Source organism: Lederbergia sp. NSJ-179, assembly GCF_022867885.1.
Lineage (GTDB): Bacteria > Bacillota > Bacilli > Bacillales > Bacillaceae_C > Lederbergia.
Genome location: NZ_JALIFP010000001.1, coordinates 304,114 through 325,579, shown reverse-complemented (window position 1 = coordinate 325,579; position 21,466 = coordinate 304,114). Strand labels below are relative to the sequence as shown.

Annotated in this window: 22 protein-coding genes; all 22 read right to left on the bottom strand. The window is 38.5% G+C overall.

The annotated features are described in order from the left end of the window. Positions 1 to 2 precede the first annotated feature (2 nt). Complete coding sequence (fliJ, locus tag MUB24_RS01690) at positions 3 to 449, bottom strand: flagellar export protein FliJ (protein ID WP_244700327.1); 447 nt, start codon at positions 447 to 449, stop codon at positions 3 to 5. After that, complete coding sequence (gene fliI / locus MUB24_RS01685) at positions 446 to 1,771, bottom strand: flagellar protein export ATPase FliI (RefSeq protein WP_244700325.1); 1,326 nt, start codon at positions 1,769 to 1,771, stop codon at positions 446 to 448. Before fliI ends, fliJ begins: the two co-directional genes overlap by 4 nt. Further along, entirely contained in the window at positions 1,768 to 2,538 is a 771-nt protein-coding gene (gene fliH, locus MUB24_RS01680) for a flagellar assembly protein FliH (RefSeq protein ID WP_244700322.1), read from the bottom strand. The genes fliI and fliH overlap by 4 nt, the downstream gene beginning before the upstream one ends. Continuing rightward, the gene (gene fliG, locus MUB24_RS01675; protein ID WP_244700319.1) at positions 2,531 to 3,538 is read right to left on the bottom strand and encodes a flagellar motor switch protein FliG; all 1,008 of its coding nucleotides are present in this window, start codon (positions 3,536 to 3,538) and stop codon (positions 2,531 to 2,533) included. Before fliG ends, fliH begins: the two co-directional genes overlap by 8 nt. Positions 3,539 to 3,549: 11 nt before the next feature. Further along, positions 3,550 to 5,148, bottom strand: a complete 1,599-nt coding sequence (fliF, locus tag MUB24_RS01670) for a flagellar basal-body MS-ring/collar protein FliF (protein ID WP_244700317.1) — start codon at positions 5,146 to 5,148, stop codon at positions 3,550 to 3,552. 137 nt (positions 5,149 to 5,285) lie between these two features. Continuing rightward, positions 5,286 to 5,591: a flagellar hook-basal body complex protein FliE gene (gene fliE / locus MUB24_RS01665; protein WP_244700314.1), complete on the bottom strand. Its 306-nt coding sequence runs from the start codon at positions 5,589 to 5,591 to the stop codon at positions 5,286 to 5,288. A 183-nt stretch (positions 5,592 to 5,774) separates the two neighbouring features. Then, positions 5,775 to 6,227 (bottom strand): flagellar basal body rod protein FlgC, encoded by a 453-nt coding sequence (gene flgC / locus MUB24_RS01660; protein WP_244700311.1) that lies wholly within the window; start codon positions 6,225 to 6,227, stop codon positions 5,775 to 5,777. Position 6,228: 1 nt separating this feature from the next. Next, positions 6,229 to 6,612, bottom strand: a complete 384-nt coding sequence (flgB, locus tag MUB24_RS01655) for a flagellar basal body rod protein FlgB (RefSeq protein ID WP_244700308.1) — start codon at positions 6,610 to 6,612, stop codon at positions 6,229 to 6,231. Between the two features lie 290 nt (positions 6,613 to 6,902). After that, on the bottom strand, positions 6,903 to 7,679 hold the full coding sequence (gene codY / locus MUB24_RS01650; RefSeq protein ID WP_244700305.1) for a GTP-sensing pleiotropic transcriptional regulator CodY: 777 nt from the start codon (positions 7,677 to 7,679) through the stop codon (positions 6,903 to 6,905). Between the two features lie 132 nt (positions 7,680 to 7,811). Then, positions 7,812 to 9,200: an ATP-dependent protease ATPase subunit HslU gene (gene hslU / locus MUB24_RS01645; RefSeq protein ID WP_244700543.1), complete on the bottom strand. Its 1,389-nt coding sequence runs from the start codon at positions 9,198 to 9,200 to the stop codon at positions 7,812 to 7,814. 56 nt (positions 9,201 to 9,256) lie between these two features. Continuing rightward, complete coding sequence (gene hslV / locus MUB24_RS01640; RefSeq protein WP_244700302.1) at positions 9,257 to 9,799, bottom strand: ATP-dependent protease subunit HslV; 543 nt, start codon at positions 9,797 to 9,799, stop codon at positions 9,257 to 9,259. A 42-nt stretch (positions 9,800 to 9,841) separates the two neighbouring features. Then, complete coding sequence (xerC, locus tag MUB24_RS01635) at positions 9,842 to 10,744, bottom strand: tyrosine recombinase XerC (RefSeq protein ID WP_244700299.1); 903 nt, start codon at positions 10,742 to 10,744, stop codon at positions 9,842 to 9,844. 274 nt (positions 10,745 to 11,018) lie between these two features. Continuing rightward, on the bottom strand, positions 11,019 to 13,094 hold the full coding sequence (gene topA, locus MUB24_RS01630) for a type I DNA topoisomerase (RefSeq protein ID WP_244700296.1): 2,076 nt from the start codon (positions 13,092 to 13,094) through the stop codon (positions 11,019 to 11,021). Between the two features lie 267 nt (positions 13,095 to 13,361). Further along, complete coding sequence (gene dprA / locus MUB24_RS01625) at positions 13,362 to 14,243, bottom strand: DNA-processing protein DprA (RefSeq protein WP_244700293.1); 882 nt, start codon at positions 14,241 to 14,243, stop codon at positions 13,362 to 13,364. Between the two features lie 290 nt (positions 14,244 to 14,533). Then, on the bottom strand, positions 14,534 to 15,436 hold the full coding sequence (sucD, locus tag MUB24_RS01620) for a succinate--CoA ligase subunit alpha (protein ID WP_244700290.1): 903 nt from the start codon (positions 15,434 to 15,436) through the stop codon (positions 14,534 to 14,536). Between the two features lie 58 nt (positions 15,437 to 15,494). After that, positions 15,495 to 16,655, bottom strand: coding sequence for an ADP-forming succinate--CoA ligase subunit beta (gene sucC, locus MUB24_RS01615; RefSeq protein WP_244700287.1), 1,161 nt, complete (start codon positions 16,653 to 16,655; stop codon positions 15,495 to 15,497). A gap of 110 nt (positions 16,656 to 16,765) precedes the next feature. Further along, the gene (locus MUB24_RS01610) at positions 16,766 to 17,056 is read right to left on the bottom strand and encodes an EscU/YscU/HrcU family type III secretion system export apparatus switch protein (protein WP_244700284.1); all 291 of its coding nucleotides are present in this window, start codon (positions 17,054 to 17,056) and stop codon (positions 16,766 to 16,768) included. Further along, on the bottom strand, positions 17,053 to 18,351 hold the full coding sequence (locus MUB24_RS01605) for a hypothetical protein (protein ID WP_244700281.1): 1,299 nt from the start codon (positions 18,349 to 18,351) through the stop codon (positions 17,053 to 17,055). Before MUB24_RS01605 ends, MUB24_RS01610 begins: the two co-directional genes overlap by 4 nt. A gap of 216 nt (positions 18,352 to 18,567) precedes the next feature. Then, the gene (locus MUB24_RS01600) at positions 18,568 to 19,359 is read right to left on the bottom strand and encodes a ribonuclease HII (protein WP_244700279.1); all 792 of its coding nucleotides are present in this window, start codon (positions 19,357 to 19,359) and stop codon (positions 18,568 to 18,570) included. Positions 19,360 to 19,370: 11 nt separating this feature from the next. After that, the gene (gene ylqF, locus MUB24_RS01595; RefSeq protein WP_244700277.1) at positions 19,371 to 20,228 is read right to left on the bottom strand and encodes a ribosome biogenesis GTPase YlqF; all 858 of its coding nucleotides are present in this window, start codon (positions 20,226 to 20,228) and stop codon (positions 19,371 to 19,373) included. Positions 20,229 to 20,247: 19 nt separating this feature from the next. Continuing rightward, entirely contained in the window at positions 20,248 to 20,790 is a 543-nt protein-coding gene (gene lepB, locus MUB24_RS01590) for a signal peptidase I (protein WP_244700541.1), read from the bottom strand. A gap of 171 nt (positions 20,791 to 20,961) precedes the next feature. After that, entirely contained in the window at positions 20,962 to 21,306 is a 345-nt protein-coding gene (gene rplS, locus MUB24_RS01585; protein WP_244700275.1) for a 50S ribosomal protein L19, read from the bottom strand. Between the last annotated feature and the right edge of the window lie 160 nt (positions 21,307 to 21,466).

Here is a 21,466-nt window from a genome sequence, read left to right as displayed (position 1 = left end):
ACCTAATTTCCCCCTCGATAAAAATATTGCCTTGAGGAAAATTCATCGAGGTTCAAATTTTCCGTTTTATTGACCACTTCCAAATATGCTTGATAACTTTTCTCTTTTAGTTTTTCATATTTTTTCACTTCAATATTACTTTCTTTCAATTTTTCCTCATGCCAATTCATAACATTGCGTGCATGTATAACAAGTCCCTGTGCATGTTTGATTGATTTTTCCAAATTTGCAATAAAATGCTGATAATGTCTTATTTTATCGACAGATAACCCGCCAGATAATTCTTGGGATTGAAATTTCTCTAGATCTTCCTTTTTTTTAAGTAAATCATAAAGATGTTCTGCGGCAGTAGTGAATTTTTTTACAGATTCCTGATAAGTATTTAGCGATTCTTCTTTTTCTTTCTCTTTTAGCATTAAAATTTTTTGAAATTTGTATTGGTAGCTCAATTATGTTCACCTGGTTCTATTAGTTGAATCAACTCATGAATACTTTGATCCATCGATATTTTTTCCTCCGTTTTTTGTTTTAAAAATGATAAAATATGGGGATAAAAGTCAATGGCTTGATCAATTTCTTTTGAAGATCCACGTTTATAGGCACCTATATGAATAAGATCTTCAGAATTTAAATAGGTACTTAGCATTTCACGAACTTTTTCTGCCGCCGCTTGATGTTTGCTAGAAACTAACTCGTTCATCAGCCTGCTTACACTTTTTAGTATATTAATAGCAGGAAATTGGCCTTTATTGGCAAGCGCACGGTCAAGAACAATATGACCATCTAATATACCTCTTACAGCATCGGCAATCGGTTCATTCATATCATCCCCATCCACTAAAACCGTATAAAAAGCTGTGATTGATCCGTATTCATTTGTACCAGTTCGTTCAAGTAGTTGTGGCAAAATGGAAAATACTGAGGGAGTGTACCCTTTTGTAGCGGGCGGTTCCCCCACAGCAAGCCCGATTTCCCTTTGACCCATTGCGACCCGGGTAACAGAATCCATCATAAACATGACATCTTTACCTTTATCTCGAAAATATTCAGCAATCGCTGTCGCTGTAAAAGCTCCTTTTATTCTCATTAAGGCTGGCATATCAGAGGTTGCTGCGACAATTATCGATTTTCTTAATCCTTCCGGCCCTAAATCCCTCTCGATGAATTCTCTAACTTCTCTGCCTCGTTCACCAATTAAAGCAATCACATTAATATCAGCCTCTGTATTCCGTGCAATCATACCAAGTAGTGTACTTTTCCCAACCCCACTACCAGCAAAGATCCCTAGTCTTTGTCCTTTTCCTACCGTCAATAAACTATCAATAGAACGAACCCCTACTTCCAACTGTTCTGAAATCGGTGGTCTACTTAAAGGATTTGGTGGTACTTTATCCGTATTCGTTGTCTTCATCCCTCTAGGAATCCCAAACCCATCCATTGGTTTCCCGAGCGGATCTACCACCCTACCAATTAACTCAGTCCCAACTTTGATTTGTAAAGGTTTCGAAGAGGTCTCTACTAAACTTCCTGGTGCAATCTCACGGATATTCGTATAGGGCATTAAGATAATATGTTGCTCCTTAAAGCCGACCACTTCAGCCATGATCTTTCTTTTGGCTGTACCCACTCCTACATGGATATAGCAGACATCACCGATAGAACTTTCTGGACCTTTAGATTCAATCATTAAGCCTACAACTTTGCTTACTTTCCCATAACGTTTATACGTATGAACCGTTTTGATGAGCGGCAATAAGTCCTTCGCCATCATGATTGCTCACCTAACAAAATCTCTAATAATTTTTCTTTCAGTTCATGAAGTTGGCTTGTAATATTTGCATCCACCCTGCCGGTCTCCGATTCAATTTGACAGGCGAACTCCTCTAAGTCAGTATCCGGATAGATGAAACATTCAACATTTTTCGGAAAAACGGCTTCAATTTCTTGTTTTTCCGATAAAAGTAATTCATATTGCGAAGGGTGAACATAAATCTGGATTTCTTTACAGTTTCGCACTTCTTTCAATGCTGCTTTTACGAGCGGTATAAATTTATCATGATCTTCCTCTAAACTGTATCTTATAATCCTTTCAGCAGAAGCGATTGCTAATTCCAATATGTCCTGCTCCGAACGATGAATATATTCTTCATACGCTATTTTAGATTGATCCACAATTTGTTTGGCTTGCTCAAGTTCTCGTTTGTATTCGTTATATCCTTGTTGCCTTCCCTCATTTAATCCAATCTGAAGACCTTCCTCATATGCTTCTTGAGTCAACGCTTTTTTTTCCTGTTCCCATTGATTCTGTTGCTTTTTTATATCCGCTATTAATCCTTCAGCCTGCTGTTTCGCTTCATTTAGCAATATCGCCGCTTTGCTATTCGCCTTAGCAATGATTTGATTCTCTTCCTCAAAGTGGTTGAGGGGCTTAGCGGCACCATTCTGTTCTTTATTCTCTATTTGGATAGGCTTAATACGGATCATCTTAGGATTTTCTTTTTGATCTTGTCTCTTGTTGCTTTTAAAAAGCCTAGACAATAATATCATCTCCTCCCCCACGAGCGACGATAATTTCACCAGATTCTTCTAATCTACGAATAATGGCGACGATATTTGATTGAGATTCCTCTACATCCCGTAATCTAACAGGTCCCATAAATTCCATTTCTTCTTTCACTGTTTCAACCATTCTAGAGGACATATTACGATAGATGACTTCTTTCACTTCATCACTTGAAATTTTCAATGCTAATAATAAATCTTCATTTTCACATTCACGAATCACTCGTTGAATCGAACGATTATCAAGTGTGACAATATCCTCGAAAACAAACATGCGTTTCTTAATCTCTTCTGCTAAATCCGGATCTTCAATCGATAGGGCATCTAAAATGGTTTTTTCAGTGGATCGATCCACTCCGTTTAATACCTCAACAACAGCTTCAATTCCGCCTGTCTGTGTATAATCTTGTGTCACGGTTGCTGAAAGTTTCCTTTCGAGGATCGACTCAACCTCACTAATGACCTCTGGTGATGTTCGATCCATTACAGCAATCCGCTTAGCGATGTCCATTTGCATATTTTGCGGGAGTTCTGATAAAATTTGTCCCGCTTTTTCAGGATCTAAATAGGACAAAATTAAAGCGATCGTTTGCGGATGTTCATTTTGGATAAAATTTAATATTTGAGCAGCATCCGCCTTGCGAGCAAAATCAAACGGGCGAACCTGTAGGGATGATGTCAAACGATTGATAATCGCTAGAGCCTGTTCCTCACCTAATGCCTTCTCTAAAACGGTTTTGGCATAACCTATTCCTCCTTGAGAAATATAATCTTGCGCTAGGGCGATTTGGTGAAACTCATCAAGGACATCCTCTTTTGCATGGGCTTCTACCTTTCGCACATTCGATATTTCTAAAGTGAGTTTTTCAATTTCTTCTTCAGATAAATGTTTATATACTGATGAAGCAACGTCAGGTCCTAAAGAAATTAAGAGAATCGCCGCCTTCTGTTTGCCTGATAAGCCTTTTTTAGACAAAAATAACACTCCTAATCCTCAGCCAACCATGTTCGCAAAAGCTTTGCAAATTCATCAGGCTTTTCTTTGGCCAATTTTTCTAATTGTCTTCTTCTCATTGTCGTTTCTGGTACTGCTTCTTCTTGAAGATCTGGTATTTCCTCTTGTTCTTCTGTGGATTCAGCTAATTCTTCCTCTTCCTCTACTATTTCCTCATTACCCTTTCGATTACGTAATAAGAAAATGACGAGGATTGCAATAATGATTAACAGTAATCCGCCAACAACATAGATCCACCAAGGAATGCTACTTCCCTTCGGCTCCTCTGTTTCAATCTTCCCATTAAATGGCTGTACGGAAACATTTACCTTACTTTCAACAGCCTCATCAGAAAGATCTGTTCCAATTTCTTTATCAATAGATGTTTTCACAATGGTCGATAATATATCGCGAATATCTTGTATACGATCTTGAGGAAAGGTATTCACATCCTCTGGATTTGGTGGTTCCACCATCACCTGAATCCCAAGATCACGAACTTTATATGGACTTTCTACAATTTTCTTACGAATTCGATTAATTTCATTATTAATTGTTTCTTCTGTTTTTTCATAATCACCATTGCCATCTGTTCCCTCTAGATATTCAGTACCACCCGCATCCGCCTCATCACCAGTAGGTGGCACTCCACCGGCTTGATCACCGTTTCCTGTATACGTTTCTGTGATTTTGTGAGCACTGATGGCCAGCCCTTTCATATTTTCTTCATCAACAGGTGTAGCGATATTTTCTTCGCGATTTTCCTGAGTAAAATCGATATCAGCCGTTACAGAAGTAACAACCTTATCAAAACCCATTAATGTTCCCAACATATTTTGGACTTGCCTTTGGATATCCCGTTCCACCTGTTTTTTTATTTGCATTTGTTGGGTCACGCCATTTTCGGCGTATTGGTCTTGGTTCAAGTCAAAATATTCTAGGTACTGATTGCGGATCACAATATTTTCCACAGGAAGATTTGGAACAGCTTTGGACACTAAGTAATAGAGTGATTTAATCTGCTTCTCATTAAATTCATAACCGGGTTCTGTTTGCAAAACAATCGCAGCAGATGCTTCTTCGGTAGAATCATTTAAAAATATACCTTTATCCGGTAAATTAATCCTAACGTTTGCCTGATTGATTCCTTCAATAGTTTTCATAAGTTCAGCTAGTTCCGTTTGCATCGCACTAAGTTTGAGCACATTAAATTCATTATCTGTCATCCCGAAACCAGCATTTTCACCAAAGAAGGAATAATCGATTTGTCCCGACTTAGGAATCCCTTCTGCGGCAAGCTCAACCATAAGAGATTCAGCATTCTCTTCTGGAACTTTAATCGTTGAACCACCATTCGTGATTTCCGATTTAATTCCTTTCGCATCAAGACTCTCTTTAATCGATCCCGTTTCACTAGGGGTTAAATTAGTATACAACGGAACAAATGATGTCTTTGTTGTAAAGTAGAATATAGTAAAAATGACAAAAAGAATAATAAGAAGAGACCCGCCGAACATCAGCTTCTGAGTTCTCGTTCTGTCAACCCAGTATTCTTTTAAACGATCAAATTGCGTGTTTATTTTCTCTTTCATTTATAAGCCCCTTACTAAATCCTGCAATGAAAACATATGAAAAATGATAAAGTGCGTGTTCAAAAAGTTCTCCAAATTAGAAGTAAACCAACGAAGAGATTCGTTGCTTGTCGTTTGGTGACTTTTTGAACATCCGCTTAAACCTGCATTCTCATCATTTCCTGATAAGCTTCCACTGCTTTATTTCTGACTTCTAAAGCAGCTTGCATAGTGATAGATGCTTTTTGTGCGGTAATCATTACATCATGCAATTCTATATTTTGTCCATTCATTAATTTTTGAGTTGCTTCCTCAGATTGTAGTTGGGCACTATTTACCTCGTTTATGGCATTTTTGAGGTATGTTCCAAATGGTTTTTCCCTTAAGGGTGACATTGCTTGTTCTTGCCCAAGACTTTTTTCAGAACTGATTACACTCTTTACTAAATGATTATTGATCATCATAAGCAAATTCTCTCCTTATAGTGCGAGTTCAAAAAGGAGGATAAAAAGGACCAAGAAGTTCGAGGCGGCGCTGTTTCGAGCAGCGGAATGTATGCTTTTAAATACATGAGCAGCGGAGAAACAAGCCAACGAAGAAATTCGCAGTGTCATTTTTACCGGACTTTTTGAACATCCTTTTATGGACTACTTCCCAATTTGTAAAGCTTTTAGATACATAGATTTAGTCGCATCGAATACAGTAACATTTGCTTCATACGAACGTGTGGCACTAATTAAATCAACCATTTCTTTAAGGGGATCCACATTAGGAAGCTGCACATATCCCTCTTCGTTTGCATCAGGGTGATCCGGATTATATTCAAGACGGTATGGTGATCGATCTTCAATAATCCCACTGGCCTTCACACCGTTCAGTTGCTGATTATGATTTCCTATTGCCGTATTTAAATGCGAGCTAAATGATGAAGTTTGTGGTTTCATAACGACCATTTTCCTTGTATAAGGTTTCCATTCACCATTTATGTATTGTGCACGTGTTGTCTCTACATTAGCCATATTGGAGGCAATTGTATCCATTCTAAGCCGCTGTGTCGTAAGCGCTGAAGATGTAATGCCCATGTTTTGAAAGATTGACATATTATCTTCCACCTCTTAGTACATTAGTCAGCATGGAGAAATTCCCATTTAATCTTTCAATAAGCGTTTGGTAGTAGATTTGATTTTTAGCCATATCAGACATTTCTTGATCTAGATCGACATTATTGCCGTTATTATGATATTGAAGGTTCTGCCTTGTATATATAGTAGGCTTCTGGGTTGAGTTATGTAGCGGGAGATGGCGATTATCTGTACGATTTAGTTCTATCGCCGTATCTGATAAAACATTTCCAAAGCTAACATTTTTCGACTTATACTTAGGAACATCTGCGTTTGCAATATTGTTAGCTATTACTTTTTGCTTAAGGGATGAATAATCCAAACCTCTTTCTAATGAGGCAATGGTACTGGGAAATAATTCCACATCTGTCACCACTTTCTATATAAACTATATTTAGACATATTTCTATTTCTTATTGTATTACTATTGTCATATTACGTCCATATCTGTCTTTACAAATATATGTCTTTTTTTAAAAGTTTAATGAAATATAGTTCTTTAGACCCATATCAAACGGTCAGGTTTTGTCGATACGCAAAAATAATTCGACATTTATTTCGCATTAAAAAAGACCTATAAGGGATAATCAGATGAACATTAAATTTTTCAAAAAAATAAAGCTGCCATTTCCAAACTTGGCAGCTTTTGGTTCATTATGCTTTTTGTTGTTCTAGTTCTTTTAAGAATTTCGAATTCAATACTTTAATATAGGTTCCCTTCATTCCTAGTGATCTTGATTCAATAACCCCTGCACTTTCTAGTTTCCTTAATGCATTGACGATCACGGAGCGAGTAATCCCGACACGGTCAGCAATCTTAGAGGCAACCAATAATCCTTCGGTTCCGTTCAGCTCTTCAAAAATATGTTCAATTGCTTCTAATTCACTAAAGGATAGCGAACTGATCGCCATTTGCACAACCGCTTTGCTTCTAGCTTCCTCTTCAATTTCTTCTGCTTTTTCCCGAAGGATTTCCATCCCAACGACAGTTGCTCCATATTCAGCTAGGAGAAGATCATCATCGTTAAACTCGGTTTCGAGACGTGCAAGAATCAATGTGCCAAGCCGTTCACCGCCACCAATGATTGGGACAACCGTTGTAAGACCTTCCGCAAATAAATCTTTATTTTCTACTGGGAATGCAGTATAGTCACTATTCATGTCAAGATTGGGCGATGTTTCCGAAATACGTAGCAAACTATTTGTATATTCTTCCGGGAATTGACGATCCTCAAGCATTTTTTTCATTCTGTCATTTTCGATCTGCATATTATCCGCATAACCAAGTAATTTCCCCCTGCGGCTTAAAACAAAAATATTAGCCTTTATTACTTCACTTAAAGTCTCAGACATCTCATTAAAATTAACGGTTTTTCCCGAAACCTTTTGCAGCATTGCATTAATCGTTCTTGTTTTTGATAATAAATCCATTGTTGTTCCTCCTAGTATATGATTAGTGTGAATGGGATGATTGATTATTACGTTTTTTGTTTGTATAGAGACTCTATGCTATTTTCAAAAAAATGAAAAGATAGGACACTTTTCACCATATCATTTCATGTCTTAGAGAATAAATTGGCTTAAATCTTTATTCTCTGAAATAGCAGCTAATTTTTCATCCACATAATTCTTTGTAATTTTAATTTTATCTAATGTTACTTCTGGTGCTTCAAAAGAAAGATCTTCCAATAGTTTTTCTAAAATCGTGTGCAATCTCCTAGCCCCAATATTATCTGTCTCCTGATTCACGTTAAAAGCAATTTCGGCTAGTCGATATACAGCATCGTCTGTAAATTCAATTTGTATACCTTCTGTTTCTAATAATGCAATATATTGCTTCACAATGGCATTATCCGGCTCAGTCAAAATGCTGACAAAATCTTCTACAGATAACTTTTCTAATTCTACTCTGATTGGAAATCTCCCTTGTAATTCTGGAATAAGATCAGAGGGCTTTGCGATATGAAAAGCACCTGCGCCAATAAAGAGAATATGGTCTGTTTTAACTGGTCCATATTTGGTCACAATGGTTGAACCTTCTACAATTGGAAGGATATCTCGTTGCACTCCTTCTCTTGAAACATCCGCTGAAGCAGAACCACTGTTTTTACTAGCAATTTTATCAATTTCATCAATAAAGATAATCCCTGTTTGCTCAGCTCGATAAATAGCGGACTGTGTGACATCATCCATATCAATTAATTTTTGCGCCTCATCATTTGTTAAAACGATCCGAGCCTCTTTAACAGGCAATTTCCGTTTCTTCTTTTTCTTAGGAATAAGACTTCCAAGCGCATCTTGCATCGACATCCCCATTTGTTCCATTCCCGAACCTTGTAACATATCAAACATAGATGGTGCTTGTTCCTCTACCTCAACTTGTACAAGCATCTCTTCTAATTCACCTTTAGCCAGTTTTTCCGCAATGGCAGCTCGCTTTTCTTTTGAGCTCATTTCTTCCTCTGACTCCGGTGATGGATCTGATTCTTGGTTTTGATTTCCAAAAATCATCTCAAACGGATTTTTAAAATTCTCTGCTTTCTTTTTACTTGGAACAAGTAACTCGACAAGTCTTTGATTGGCCAGTTTTTCCGCTTGGCCTTTAACCTCGTTCATTTTTTCTTCTTTCACGACTCTAATCGAGGTTTCCATTAAATCACGTACCATCGATTCTACATCACGGCCAACGTAACCCACTTCGGTAAATTTTGTCGCTTCCACTTTTATAAATGGAGCACCGACAAGCTTCGCTAATCTTCTGGCGATTTCCGTTTTCCCTACACCTGTAGGTCCAATCATCAGGATGTTCTTAGGGATAATTTCGTCTTTCATATCATTATTTAATCGCTCGCGACGGAATCGATTACGAAGAGCAACAGCAACTGCTCTTTTGGCTTCTTTTTGCCCGACAATGTATTGATCAAGCTTTTCAACAATTTGTCTTGGGGTCATGTTCAACCCTTTCACTTCAGTTCCCAAATAATCCCCTCCTTGTTGTCCACCAACTTTTATAATTCTTCTACCATAATATTTCGGTTCGTATACACACAAATATCTGCAGCAATTTCAAGTGCTGCCTGGGCAATCTCTTTTGCGGATAAGTTTTCCGTTGCATAATTTTTCAAGGCACGTCCTGCAGCTAATGCATAATTCCCCCCAGAACCAATGGCTAAAATTCCATCATCCGGTTCAATGACTTCTCCTGTCCCAGAAACGAGTAATAAATTCTCTTTGTCCATTACGATTAGCATGGCTTCAAGCTTTCTTAAAACTTTGTCGCTGCGCCATTCCTTTGCCAATTCCACTGCCGCGCGTTGAAGATTGCCATTATATTCCTGCAGTTTACTTTCGAACTTTTCAAATAATGTAAAAGCATCGGCAACAGAACCAGCGAATCCTGCTACCACACGGCCATTAAAAAGCTTGCGCACCTTTCTTGCCGTATGTTTCATCACAACGGCATTTCCAAGAGTAACCTGCCCATCACCTGCCATGGCACATTGTCCTTTATGATGGACAGCGAATATAGTTGTTGCATGGAATTCACCCATTTTGGGACCTCCTTCTTCGTCCAGCTCCAGCTCTTTTTGTTTTTATGCTCGAGGATGATGATTCATATATGTTTTTCTTAAATGATCTTTTGTCACATGCGTATAAACCTGTGTTGAAGATAATTGAGAATGTCCAAGTAGCTCTTGAACCGTTCGCATATCAGCTCCATTATTAAGTAAATGGGTCGCAAAACTATGGCGCAGCATATGGGGATGGATTTTTCTAGTCATAGAAGTAGATTCGACTATTTTAGACAAAATATAGCGAATTCCTCTTGGTGTCAACGGACCCCCACGGGAGTTAACAAATAAAAAATGGTGCTCACCCTTTTCATTCATCAGCTCATTTCTCGCCTTATGAACATAGATCTGTAAAGCCTCCTGAGCAAAATGACCAAAAGGCACATATCTTTCCTTTCGACCTTTTCCTTTGACCAAGATCGTAGCCATTTCAAAATCTACATCCTTCAATTTAACGCCCGCACATTCACTTACCCTTATCCCTGTCGCATATAACAATTCAAGAAGCGCCAAATTTCGCTTCCCTAAAAGGGTCGTACGATCACATGCTTCAAAAAGCAAGGATATCTCTTCCTCATAAAAAAAACTTGGAATTCTTTTCTTTGCTTTTGGCTGAATAACATAAGTAAAGGGATTTTCCTCTATAAGTTTTTCCCTTATCAGAAACTTATAAAAGCTTCTTAAGCATGAAATTTTCCTTGCTGCAGAGGATCTGGCAAGTTTTCTATTATAAAGATCTGTGATATACAGACGCACATCGAGATATTCTACTTCTTGTGGTGAATGGATCCCTTGTGATCTCATGAACAAAAAGAACTGCTCTAAATCTTTCTTATAATATTCAATTGTATAAGAAGAATAATTTTTTTCGATTTGTAAGTATTCAATAAAAGAGAAAACGAACTCATCTGAAAATTCTCTCATCCTCTCACCTCATAAGGCAACTAAATAGTATCATAATTTAATTATCATGGCAATAAATGTTACAAATTTTTCATAAATTTTTGAATTGTTATAGATGCACAACAATCTCCACGGTTTTCTTTCTTTATTTTACCCTATTCACGATCGTATTAAAAATTTAAAGTTTAGAAATGTGCAAGGCGCCCGGAGCTATATCCTTACACTAGCCAATTTTTATACTTACCTTTGTAAAAAAACTATTCCATAAGGGCATTTATGGAATAGTCTTTTTACATTAGTTAACTGGCTTTTCTTTATAGTCACAGTCTTTACATTGGACTTGAATTCCTTTTTTGATTTTTTTCTCTACAAGTACACCATTACATTTCGGACAAGGACGTTCTAATGGTTTATCCCAAGAGACAAAATCACATTTGGGATAACGATCACAGCCGTAAAACAAACGCTTTTTCTTACTTTTTCTTTCAATTATATTCCCTTCCTTACAATTAGGGCAACGAACGCCAATCTGTTTGACAATTGGCTTTGTATTTCTACAGTCGGGAAAATTGCTACAGGCCATAAATTTACCGTACCGCCCCATTTTTATTACCATCGGGCTTCCGCATTTTTCACAGTCTTCCCCTGCAGGCTCATCCTTTACTTCGACTTCACGCATTTCCTTTTCAGCTTTTGCTAAATCCTCTTCAAATCCTTTATAAAAATCATCTATAATCGTAACCCATTTTACTTTTCCGTCTTCAATTTCATCCAATTCCGATTCCATTTTCGCTGTAAAAGCTACATCAATGATCTCTGGGAAAAATTCCAACATAAGTGCATGGACTAATTCACCTAATTCGGTAGGCACAAATCTTTTATTATCTAACGCTACATATCCACGCCTTTGAATCGTATCTAAAGTAGGAGCATAAGTAGATGGACGGCCAATACCTAATTCTTCCATTGTTTTAACAAGTCTTGCCTCTGTGTAGCGGGGAGGCGGTTGAGTAAAATGCTGTTTAGGCAATAATTTCTCAGCTAAAACTTTATCCCCTGCTTGAAGATTAGGCAGCCGGTTTTCCTTTTCTTCCTGCTGATCATCCGTTCCCTCTACATACACTTTCATAAACCCAGGAAATTTCACTTTCGATCCGTTCGCACGAAAATTTACGGAGCCATTTAACATATGGACGGTCATTGTATCCATGATTGCAGGAGCCATTTGACTGGCCACAAATCTCTCCCAGATTAGTTTGTATAACCGTAATTGATCCCTTGATAAATAGGGCTTAACAGAGTTAGGTTGCCGATAGACACTTGTTGGACGGACAGCTTCATGGGCATCTTGCGCATTCCCGGGTTTTGAGCTTTTTGATTGTCCCGATTTTCGATATTCCTTACCGTAATGGTCGGTTATATATTCAGCAGCCTCTTTTTGTGCAACCTCGGAAATTCGTGTTGAGTCAGTTCTCATATAGGTAATGAGTCCAACCGTTCCTTCCTTCCCAATCTCGATGCCTTCATAGAGCTGCTGAGCAAGCATCATTGTTTTTTTTGCCCGAAAATTTAATTTACGCGCCGCCTCTTGTTGCAAAGAAGAAGTCGTAAAAGGTAAAGCCGGATTTCTCTTTCTTTCCTTTTTCACAACAGAGTCGATGAGAAATTCCTTTCCATCTAACATATTCATAATCGCGTCTACATCTTCTTTGGAGCTTAATTTCTTTTTCTTCCCGCTTACTCCGAAGTAATCCGCTTGAAAAGAATCACGACCCTTTTTAAAATCTCCATTAATCGACCAATATTCCTCTGGCGTAAACTGCTTAATTTCATTTTCCCGATCAATTATAATTCTTACTGCTACAGATTGTACTCTGCCTGCGCTTAATCCCTTTTTCACCTTTTTCCAAAGAAGAGGGCTAATATTATAGCCCACCAATCTGTCTAAAATCCGTCTAGCCTGTTGTGCATTAACCAGATCCATATTAATCGCTCGTGGATGTTTAAAGGATTCCTTTATCGCATCTTTCGTTATTTCATTAAAAACGACTCGGCAATCTGAATCGATATCGATATCCAAACTATTCGCTAAATGCCAAGCAATTGCTTCTCCTTCTCGATCCGGGTCAGCTGCTAAATAGATTTTTTTTGCCTTTTTTGCCGCTTTTTTCAACTCTTTTAAAATGGGGCCTTTCCCCCTGATAGTGATATATTTGGGCTTAAAATGATTTTCAACATCAATTCCAGTTTGACTTTTCGGCAAATCTATCACATGTCCCATGGACGCTTTGACCTTGTATTTCTTTCCTAAATATCGTTCAATGGTTTTCGCCTTTGCTGGCGATTCCACAATCACTAGATAATCAGACATAAAAAAAATCCTCCCTAAAGCTCTAATGATCCACTCATGTATTCTATTCCTCTATGGCTTTTCGCCTTTACCATTATTTATTGTAGAAAGGTCTTTTCCATCAAAAATAATTTGTGCAGTTTACATCTATAAATCAGAGTAAATACTATATGGCGAATTTCATTTTGTCAATAGTTCAAAATCATAAGCGCTTTCTCTAATAATTGAAAAAACAAATTCTCCAATAGAAATAAGTATTTTTAGTTATAACTTGTTTATGGAGGAATGTCAATTTCTAAAATATAATTCCTCAAGGATATCTGTGCTTGAGCTAACTAGTTTAGCCCCTTGTTGGATTAAATGATTCGTGCCTTCTGAAAGTTTATGATGGATAGGTCCGGGAATGGCATAAACCTCTCTCCCTGCATCCAAAGCCATATCGGCTGTAATGAGTGAACCACTTCTCTTTTTGGCCTGAATAACAAGTGTGCCCAAAGAGAGACCCGCAATGATTCGATTGCGCATCGGAAAATGCCATTTTTCAGGTTTTTTTATAGGAGGGTATTCTGATACTAATAAATGTTCCCGGGCCATGAACTCCGCAAGTTTCCTGTTTTCACGTGGATATAAATGAAAGAACCCTCCACCTAACACACCAATTGTTTTTCCGCCAAATTCAATTGCCTGTTCATGAGCAAATGTATCCGCTCCTTTGGCCAAACCACTAACAATTGTTAATTTCTCTTGAATTAAATCGGGCATGAGTAATCGAAGGGAGTTTTTTCCGAAGTGATCAGAATCTCGGGCACCAACAATGGCAAGCAATCTACCGTGAAATAAGCTTGAATTTCCTTGTAAAAAGAGGACGAATGGTGGGTCATGTATTTCTTTTAGTAAGGGCGGATATTCGGGATCCAATATTGTGATAAAATGAATATTTCGAGATTGATAGAGACGAAAAAGCTTTTCCGGTTGAATGGATTCAAACTCCTTTGAAAACCTGTTCATCTTTTTATCATCAAAACGAAAAATTTTTTGAAGCTTAGTTGGAGGCATTGTATAAAGATGGGTTAGGGTTGGATCTACTTGAAGGAGTTTGTAAATGGATTGATGACTTAAAAAACTAGAATGAACTAAATGAAATAATTTATCTCTAAATATGTTAATCATGCTCCTTTCGTAAAACAGATAGCCCCTATTCTAAAGCGAAGAGGCGCTATCTGCACGATTTCTTTGAAGAGGATGTTCAAAAAGTCCGGTAAAAATGACGCTGCGAATTTCTTCGTTGGCTTGTTTCTCCGCTGCTCATGTATTTAGGGATGAGGATCTTCTGCTAAAACCGCCCACGTCCTGTGGGCAACGCAGAAGTCAGTACATCCTGTACAAGTCCGCTGCTCGAAACTGCGCCGCCTCGAACTTCTTGGTCCTTTTTATCCTCCTTTTGAACACGCATTTAAACATTAATGTGTTTTACACTTTTCATATAAACCTTTTTTCTTAAGCTCTTTAATCATTGTTTCACCGATAACGGAAGGAGTTTCTGCGACTTCAATTCCGCATTCATTCATAATGCGAATTTTCTCATCCGCTGTTCCTTTTCCGCCAGAAATAATCGCCCCGGCATGCCCCATCCGTTTTCCAGGAGGTGCTGTGCGTCCGCCGATAAATCCGACAACAGGTTTGGTCATATTTTCTTTAATCCAATGGGCAGCTTCTTCTTCTGCCGTTCCACCGATCTCTCCAATCATAATGACGGCCTCTGTTTCCGGATCCTCATTAAAAGCTTTTAACGTATCAATAAAATTCGTACCATTCACAGGGTCTCCGCCAATTCCCACTGCTGTCGATTGTCCGACCCCTTCTTGTGATAATTGATGAACAGCTTCATAGGTTAAAGTACCAGAACGGGAAACAACCCCTACATGTCCTTTTTTATGAATATATCCTGGCATAATGCCAATTTTACATTCATCCGGTGTAATGACTCCAGGACAGTTTGGTCCAATTAAACGGGTTTTCTTGCCTTCCATATAGCGAATGACCTTTACCATATCTAATACTGGAATATGTTCTGTAATACAGATGACAAGATCAAGTTCTGCATCCACTGCTTCTAGAATCGCATCAGCCGCAAAGGGTGCAGGAACATAAATAACGGAAGCATTTGCTCCAGTAGAATTTACCGCATCTTCAACTGTATTGAAGACAGGAACACCTTCTACTTCTGTTCCACCCTTTCCTGGGGTAACGCCTCCCACTATTTTCGTTCCATATTCAAGCATTTGTTTTGTATGGAAATGTGCTGTAGAGCCAGTTATCCCTTGCACAATGACTTTTGTATGTTTATCAACAAAAACACTCATGATTTTCCCTGCCTTTCATATTTCTAATGATGCATATATAACAACCGATTGAATGGGATTAACTTACTAATTCAACGATTTTTTGTGCACCATCAGCCATTGATCCTGCTGCCACAATTTCAATTCCTGATTCATTCAAAATTTTCTTGCCGAGTTCTACATTCGTTCCTTCTAAACGAACGACAAGGGGAACTTCAAGACCCACTTCTTTTGCTGCTTCGACAACACCTGTCGCAATCACATCACATTTCATAATACCGCCGAAAATATTGACGAATATTCCTTTTACATGTTTATCGGAAAGGATAATTTTAAAGGCTTCGGTTACTTTTTCAGCTGTTGCGCCGCCTCCAACATCAAGAAAGTTAGCGGGGTCTCCGCCATAATGTTTGATAATATCCATTGTTGACATCGCAAGTCCTGCACCATTAACCATACAGCCAATATTGCCTTCCAATGCTACATAGCTAAGGTCATACTTCGATGCCTCAATTTCTTTCGGATCTTCTTCATCCAAATCACGATATTCGAGGATATCTTTATGGCGGAATAAGGCATTATCATCAAAGTTCAGCTTTGCATCTAGCGCCATCACATTTCCATCACCTGTTACGACCAGTGGGTTAATTTCAGCGATGGAACAATCATTATCAACGAAGGCGTTATATAGACTCATCATGAACTTCGCTGCTTTCCCTATTAGTTCTTTTGGTATATTGATATGAAAAGCAAGTCTGCGTGCTTGAAATCCTGATAAACCTACAACAGGGTCAATGGTTTCATAAAAGATTTTTTCCGGTGTATTCGCGGCAACCTCTTCAATTTCCATACCGCCTTCTTCGGAAGCCATCATCACGACACGGTCACGAGCCCGATCGACAACCACTCCGACATAATATTCCTTTTTGATATCACAACCTTCTTCAATAAGAAGGCGTTTTACTTCTTTCCCCTCAGGACCTGTCTGATGGGTTACAAGCGTTTTCCCTAATATTTCATCCGCATATGTACGAACCTCATCCAAATTTTTCGCTACTTTCACCCCGCCGGCCTTTCCTCGTCCTCCTGCGTGGATTTGCGCTTTGACGACACATACATCAGAGCCAAGTTCCTCTGCTGCTTTTACTGCCTCATCCACATTAAAAGCGACTTTTCCATTCGGTACAGTCACCCCATATTTTCTGAGGATTTCTTTACCTTGATATTCATGGATATTCATTTTCCATCCTCCTGTCATCCAGTAAAAAAATAAGTTGCCGTATCTATTGTATTAAAACGACAACTTTCTGTCCACTCCCGGAATTTCCCCTACAAGCATAATAAAAATAATCAGCTATGCGATTTTTGTCGATCCAACCGGTAAACAAACGCAAACACCTCGGCAACGGCTTGGTATAGTTCCTCTGGTATTGTTTCATTTATATGTAATTGCCCCAATAATTCGAGTAATGCAGGGTCTTGTTGGACAGGAATCTGCTCAATCTTGGCTTTTTCCAAAATATTTTCGGCAATCATTCCTTTCCCTTTTGCTAACACTACTGGTGCTTCGTGTTGATCCCTTTGATACCCAAGCGCAATCGCTTCTTTCCTTTTTTGGTTTTCTTGTTTTTGATCCTTCATACCCTTATATCCACTCCAGCTCCAAAATCTCCTTGTTGAGATAATGGTCGTGTTTGAGTCTGTTTGTTTTCTTGATCAGATGACTTGAAGTGAACCCCAGATAAACGATAATCAATCTCTTCTAAACCAGATCTCAAGGCAGGGATAAAAGTTTCCGCCAACTGTTTTACTTCTATAAAATCATTGATAATAAGAATGCTAACAATCCGATTTTGAACTTGCATGTCCACAATCGTTTTTTTTAGATATTCTAGGTCTAAGTAAAAAATAATATGGCAATAATCTGTATCTAGTTTTCCATCCTCGGACTTTCTACCCGTCCATTGTATGGTAAGATCACTCAAAACAGTGCCCAATTGGATGGGGATTTCATATAGAAGTGTTTGTATATGATTGGATCCTAAAGATAAAAGTTGTTGACCATTCATTCTTAATAATAAACTTTCGGCCACATCCCGAGCCTTAGAATTTCCAACTGTTTCTTCTTGGACATATTTTACAAGTAGTGGCTTGAATGATGTTTCGATTGTTTCTTTCTTAAATTGATTATGAAATAACCGAGCTTCGTAGTCTAAACCGAGTCTCATCATGGACTGTTTCATTTTTGTCAAAGCCACTTGTCGCGCAGATTCATTTGACAAGTCATTCTTACTATGTTGTACAGGCATTTCCCATTCTTCCAATAATTTTAAAATGGCTTTTCCCGTTTCACTTACATGTTTTTCGTCTATGAGCAACTGCCGTAAATGACCCATAGAATTCGATATTGTTGTCTCTTTATGGACTTCAAGTAAGGATTTAAAAAGGCTTTCATGGAGAGGGATATTTTTCCTGTTCATAACCTTTAAAATCTGCATGCCCGTATCGGAATGATCTGCTAAAGATAAAAGATGCGCTGCCTGATGTATTTCTTCCTTTGTGAATGATAGTTGTTCATCCATTAAAAATTTAGTGAACGCCTGATGAGTCTTTGTATCGCGAAGACCGAGAAGGTGTGGAGAAGAATTAGGCTGAATAGAACGGGCAAAAGGGCCCTGTTCTTTATTAAGTACCTTTAAGATCATTTCCCCAGACTTATATGAAACTTGAAACCAATATCCTTTCCCGCTTATTAAAGGAGCTTCCATTTTCGCCATTAACTTTTGACCGTCTAACCAAATTTCCGCATATTGACCAGAAAAAAGTTTGCCTAATTTCCCATAGAAAATTTGACCTGGTTTCAATTCCAAGCCTCTTCCTTCTGTAGCAACGGGAGTTTGTAATAAAGAACGGATTATGGAATGAAATGGCATCATTTATTCTCCTTCTTTAAGTAGTGGATGTTCAAAAATAAGGATCAAAGGCTAAATTCGCGACATCCTGTCGCAACGCCTTTGTGACCTGCGTCCTGCAGGCCTCCGGTAAAAATGACACTGCGAATTTCTTCGTTGGCTTGCTTTTCCGCTGCTCACGTATTAACTGCATACGTTCCGCTGCTCAAAGCTGCGCCGCCTCGAACTTCTTGGTCCTTTTTATCCTCCTTTTTGAACACGCTCTTTAAGTAGCGATTTTATCGGCTCAAATGAGGTACGATGAATGGGACAAGGTCCAAATTGTTTAAGGGCTTCTAAATGTTTTTTCGTTCCATACCCCTTATGCTCTTGAAAGCCATATTCGGGGTAACGGGAGTGGTATTTTGTCATGAGCTGATCCCGCGTTACTTTGGCGACGATCGAAGCGGCGGCAATGCTAACACTATACATATCGCCTTTGACAATCGGTAACTCAGGGTAGATACTCTCTAATTGAATGGCATCAATAAGTAAAAAGTCTGGTTTTACCTGCAAATTTTGGAGGGCGGCCAGCATAGACTTTTTTGTAGCCTGAAAAATATTCAATTGATCTATTTCTTCTGATGAGATCATGCCAATTCCGACAGAAATGGCATGATCCATAATTTGTTGGTAAAGCTGATTACGTTTATTGGCTGTCAATTTTTTTGAATCATTTAGACCGAATATGTAATGATTTTCAGGTAAAATAACCGCTGCGGACACGACAGGTCCTGCTAGCGGACCACGTCCTACTTCATCGATCCCCACAATGAAATGGTAACCCATCTGTCTAGCTTGTTTTTCATAAGTGGACATGGACTGATAATGCTCCCAGTCCTTTTTTTCCTGCTCCTTTTGCTTATACCAACGCCTCAGAAGCGTCTGAATCCCTTTTCGCCTATCTGCTTTTAAGTCCATTAAGATAGGATCTTCTTCATCTTGTGTATGTTTTAAAATTTGCTCCACCTTAGCGATAGATAATGTTTTCATGTTAGACACCATTATTCTTCTATACTTTCTGGAAAATCAAAGGTTAGATTTCCAAACTTCTGCATTCTTATATCTCGCACGATCCGTTCAGCCGTTTTTTCGTAATCTGGTTCATCTTCAGAAGTCACATAACCTGAAGATATAGCAATATCTCCAAATACATTCAAGAGATTTGTTGGCAACTCAACAAGTTGATAGCGTTCTAAAAGCTTTTTGGGATAATGATTTAAGAGAAACTGCAAACCAAATTCAGCAATATCCTGCATATTTAATAGGGTATCTTTAATCGCACCTGTTAATGCGAGTTTATAACCTATAATCGGATCTTCAAACTTTGGCCATAGGATCCCCGGGGTATCCAATAGTTCTAGTTCTTTTCCAACCTTAATCCATTGTTGTGCTTTCGTAACCCCCGGCATATTGCCTGTTTTGGCCCTATTTCGTTTAGCTAGTCGATTAATCAAGGTTGATTTGCCAACATTCGGAATTCCAATAATCATCGCCTTTATCGCCCTTGGTCTTAACCCTTTCGCCTTATCACGCATGCGTTTTTCCTTTAGCAGTATTTCTGCTGAATGGATAATTTGTTTCATCCCTTTACCAGCCTGAGAGTTAATTGCTAGCGCCGTTAAGCCTTGCTTGGCATAATAAGCAATCCATTCATCCGTTAATTGTCGATCCGCCATATCCGCTTTATTTAATAAAATTAACCTAGGCTTTTGTTGAATGATTTCCTGTAGCATGGGATTGGATGATGATACAGGTATACGAGCATCAACAAGTTCGAAAATGATATCAACTAATTTTAACTTTTCCGTTACTTCTCGTCTGGCTTTGGCCATATGTCCAGGAAACCACTGTATCGTCATAACATCTTCACTCCACTCATTACTTCACCATTCGAATATCTTGCAGAGGCCAAAATACAATACGTGTATCACCGATGATTTCATCCATAGAAATCGTACCAATATGCCGACTATCTTTACTGGAACGACGGTTATCTCCCATGACAAATACTTCCCCCTCAGGCACAGTTTTTGTTCCTACAGGCGTTTCTTCTAAGGTAAAATCTTCTGTAAACGGGCCATCAAAAATTTCCTGTTTGGATTTTTCTAAATAGGGCTCCTCATAGGCCTCTCCATTGATATAGAGAATATCATCTCGATATTCGACTGTATCCCCTGGCAATCCAATGACACGCTTGATGTAATCCTTGTGCTCAGGCGCATGAAACACAATAATATCAAAACGGTCGGGTTTTCCAAGCTTGTTTACAATCATCTTATCCCCATTGTGCAAAGTCGGCGTCATCGAATATCCATCTACGACAATCGGAGTAAAGAGAAAATAACGAATAATTGCTGCAAGGGCCACTGCAATTAATAATGCTTTTGTCCATTCCCAAAGTTCATTTTTTTCTTTTGTCATCTTTTCACCATCCATCCCAATTCCTTCCACTATCTGTCTATTCTCTTTACTATTGTACAGGAAAATAAGGAAATTAAAAACTTCCATCCCTTATCTTTATCCAGTATTGAAAAAAGAGCTTGTATAATCCAAGCTCCTTTTGCATGTCCACATATAAGATCCATTCGATGATTAACGAATTTCTTTGATACGAGCCGCTTTACCGCGTAATTTACGCATGTAGTAAAGTTTTGCTCGACGAACCTTACCACGACGCACGACTTCAATATTCGCAATTCTTGGAGTGTGTAAAGGGAAAGTACGTTCAACCCCAACACCATAGGAAATTTTGCGGACAGTGAAAGTTTCACTGATTCCACCACCACGGCGCTTAATCACAACACCCTCGAAAAGCTGGATTCTTTCACGAGTTCCTTCTACAACTTTCACATGGACACGAACCGTATCCCCAGCACGAAACTTGGGTAAATCCGTTTTAAGTTGCTCTTTTGTAATTTCTTCAATCAATTTGTGCATCGAATTCATCTCCTTCCAACCGAAGTTCATACAAACTTACATCCTTGCAGCGGAACATCGTTGTTACGGCAATCGCGACTATCACAGTCTTTGCCACTAAGCTATATTACCATATCGAACCATAGTTTTCAATCGGAAATTTTCGCTGAGTAGAAAATAG

Excerpts from the sequence above, each read along its gene's own strand:
- fliI (WP_244700325.1), bottom strand. The coding sequence starts at position 1,771 with ATGATGGCGAAGGACTTATTGCCGCTCATCAAAACGGTTCATACGTAT.
- fliF (WP_244700317.1), bottom strand. The coding sequence starts at position 5,148 with ATGAAAGAGAAAATAAACACGCAATTTGATCGTTTAAAAGAATACTGG.
- fliE (WP_244700314.1), bottom strand. The coding sequence starts at position 5,591 with ATGATGATCAATAATCATTTAGTAAAGAGTGTAATCAGTTCTGAAAAA.
- flgC (WP_244700311.1), bottom strand. The coding sequence starts at position 6,227 with ATGTCAATCTTTCAAAACATGGGCATTACATCTTCAGCGCTTACGACA.
- codY (WP_244700305.1), bottom strand. The coding sequence starts at position 7,679 with ATGGATTTATTATCAAAAACAAGAACGATTAATGCAATGCTGCAAAAG.
- hslU (WP_244700543.1), bottom strand. The coding sequence starts at position 9,200 with ATGACCCCAAGACAAATTGTTGAAAAGCTTGATCAATACATTGTCGGG.
- hslV (WP_244700302.1), bottom strand. The coding sequence starts at position 9,799 with ATGGGTGAATTCCATGCAACAACTATATTCGCTGTCCATCATAAAGGA.
- xerC (WP_244700299.1), bottom strand. The coding sequence starts at position 10,744 with ATGAGAGAATTTTCAGATGAGTTCGTTTTCTCTTTTATTGAATACTTA.
- topA (WP_244700296.1), bottom strand. The coding sequence starts at position 13,094 with ATGTCTGATTATCTAGTGATTGTGGAATCGCCAGCAAAGGCGAAAACC.
- dprA (WP_244700293.1), bottom strand. The coding sequence starts at position 14,243 with ATGATTAACATATTTAGAGATAAATTATTTCATTTAGTTCATTCTAGT.
- sucD (WP_244700290.1), bottom strand. The coding sequence starts at position 15,436 with ATGAGTGTTTTTGTTGATAAACATACAAAAGTCATTGTGCAAGGGATA.
- sucC (WP_244700287.1), bottom strand. The coding sequence starts at position 16,655 with ATGAATATCCATGAATATCAAGGTAAAGAAATCCTCAGAAAATATGGG.
- MUB24_RS01610 (WP_244700284.1), bottom strand. The coding sequence starts at position 17,056 with ATGAAGGATCAAAAACAAGAAAACCAAAAAAGGAAAGAAGCGATTGCG.
- MUB24_RS01605 (WP_244700281.1), bottom strand. The coding sequence starts at position 18,351 with ATGATGCCATTTCATTCCATAATCCGTTCTTTATTACAAACTCCCGTT.
- MUB24_RS01600 (WP_244700279.1), bottom strand. The coding sequence starts at position 19,359 with ATGAAAACATTATCTATCGCTAAGGTGGAGCAAATTTTAAAACATACA.
- ylqF (WP_244700277.1), bottom strand. The coding sequence starts at position 20,228 with ATGACGATACAGTGGTTTCCTGGACATATGGCCAAAGCCAGACGAGAA.
- lepB (WP_244700541.1), bottom strand. The coding sequence starts at position 20,790 with ATGACAAAAGAAAAAAATGAACTTTGGGAATGGACAAAAGCATTATTA.
- rplS (WP_244700275.1), bottom strand. The coding sequence starts at position 21,306 with ATGCACAAATTGATTGAAGAAATTACAAAAGAGCAACTTAAAACGGAT.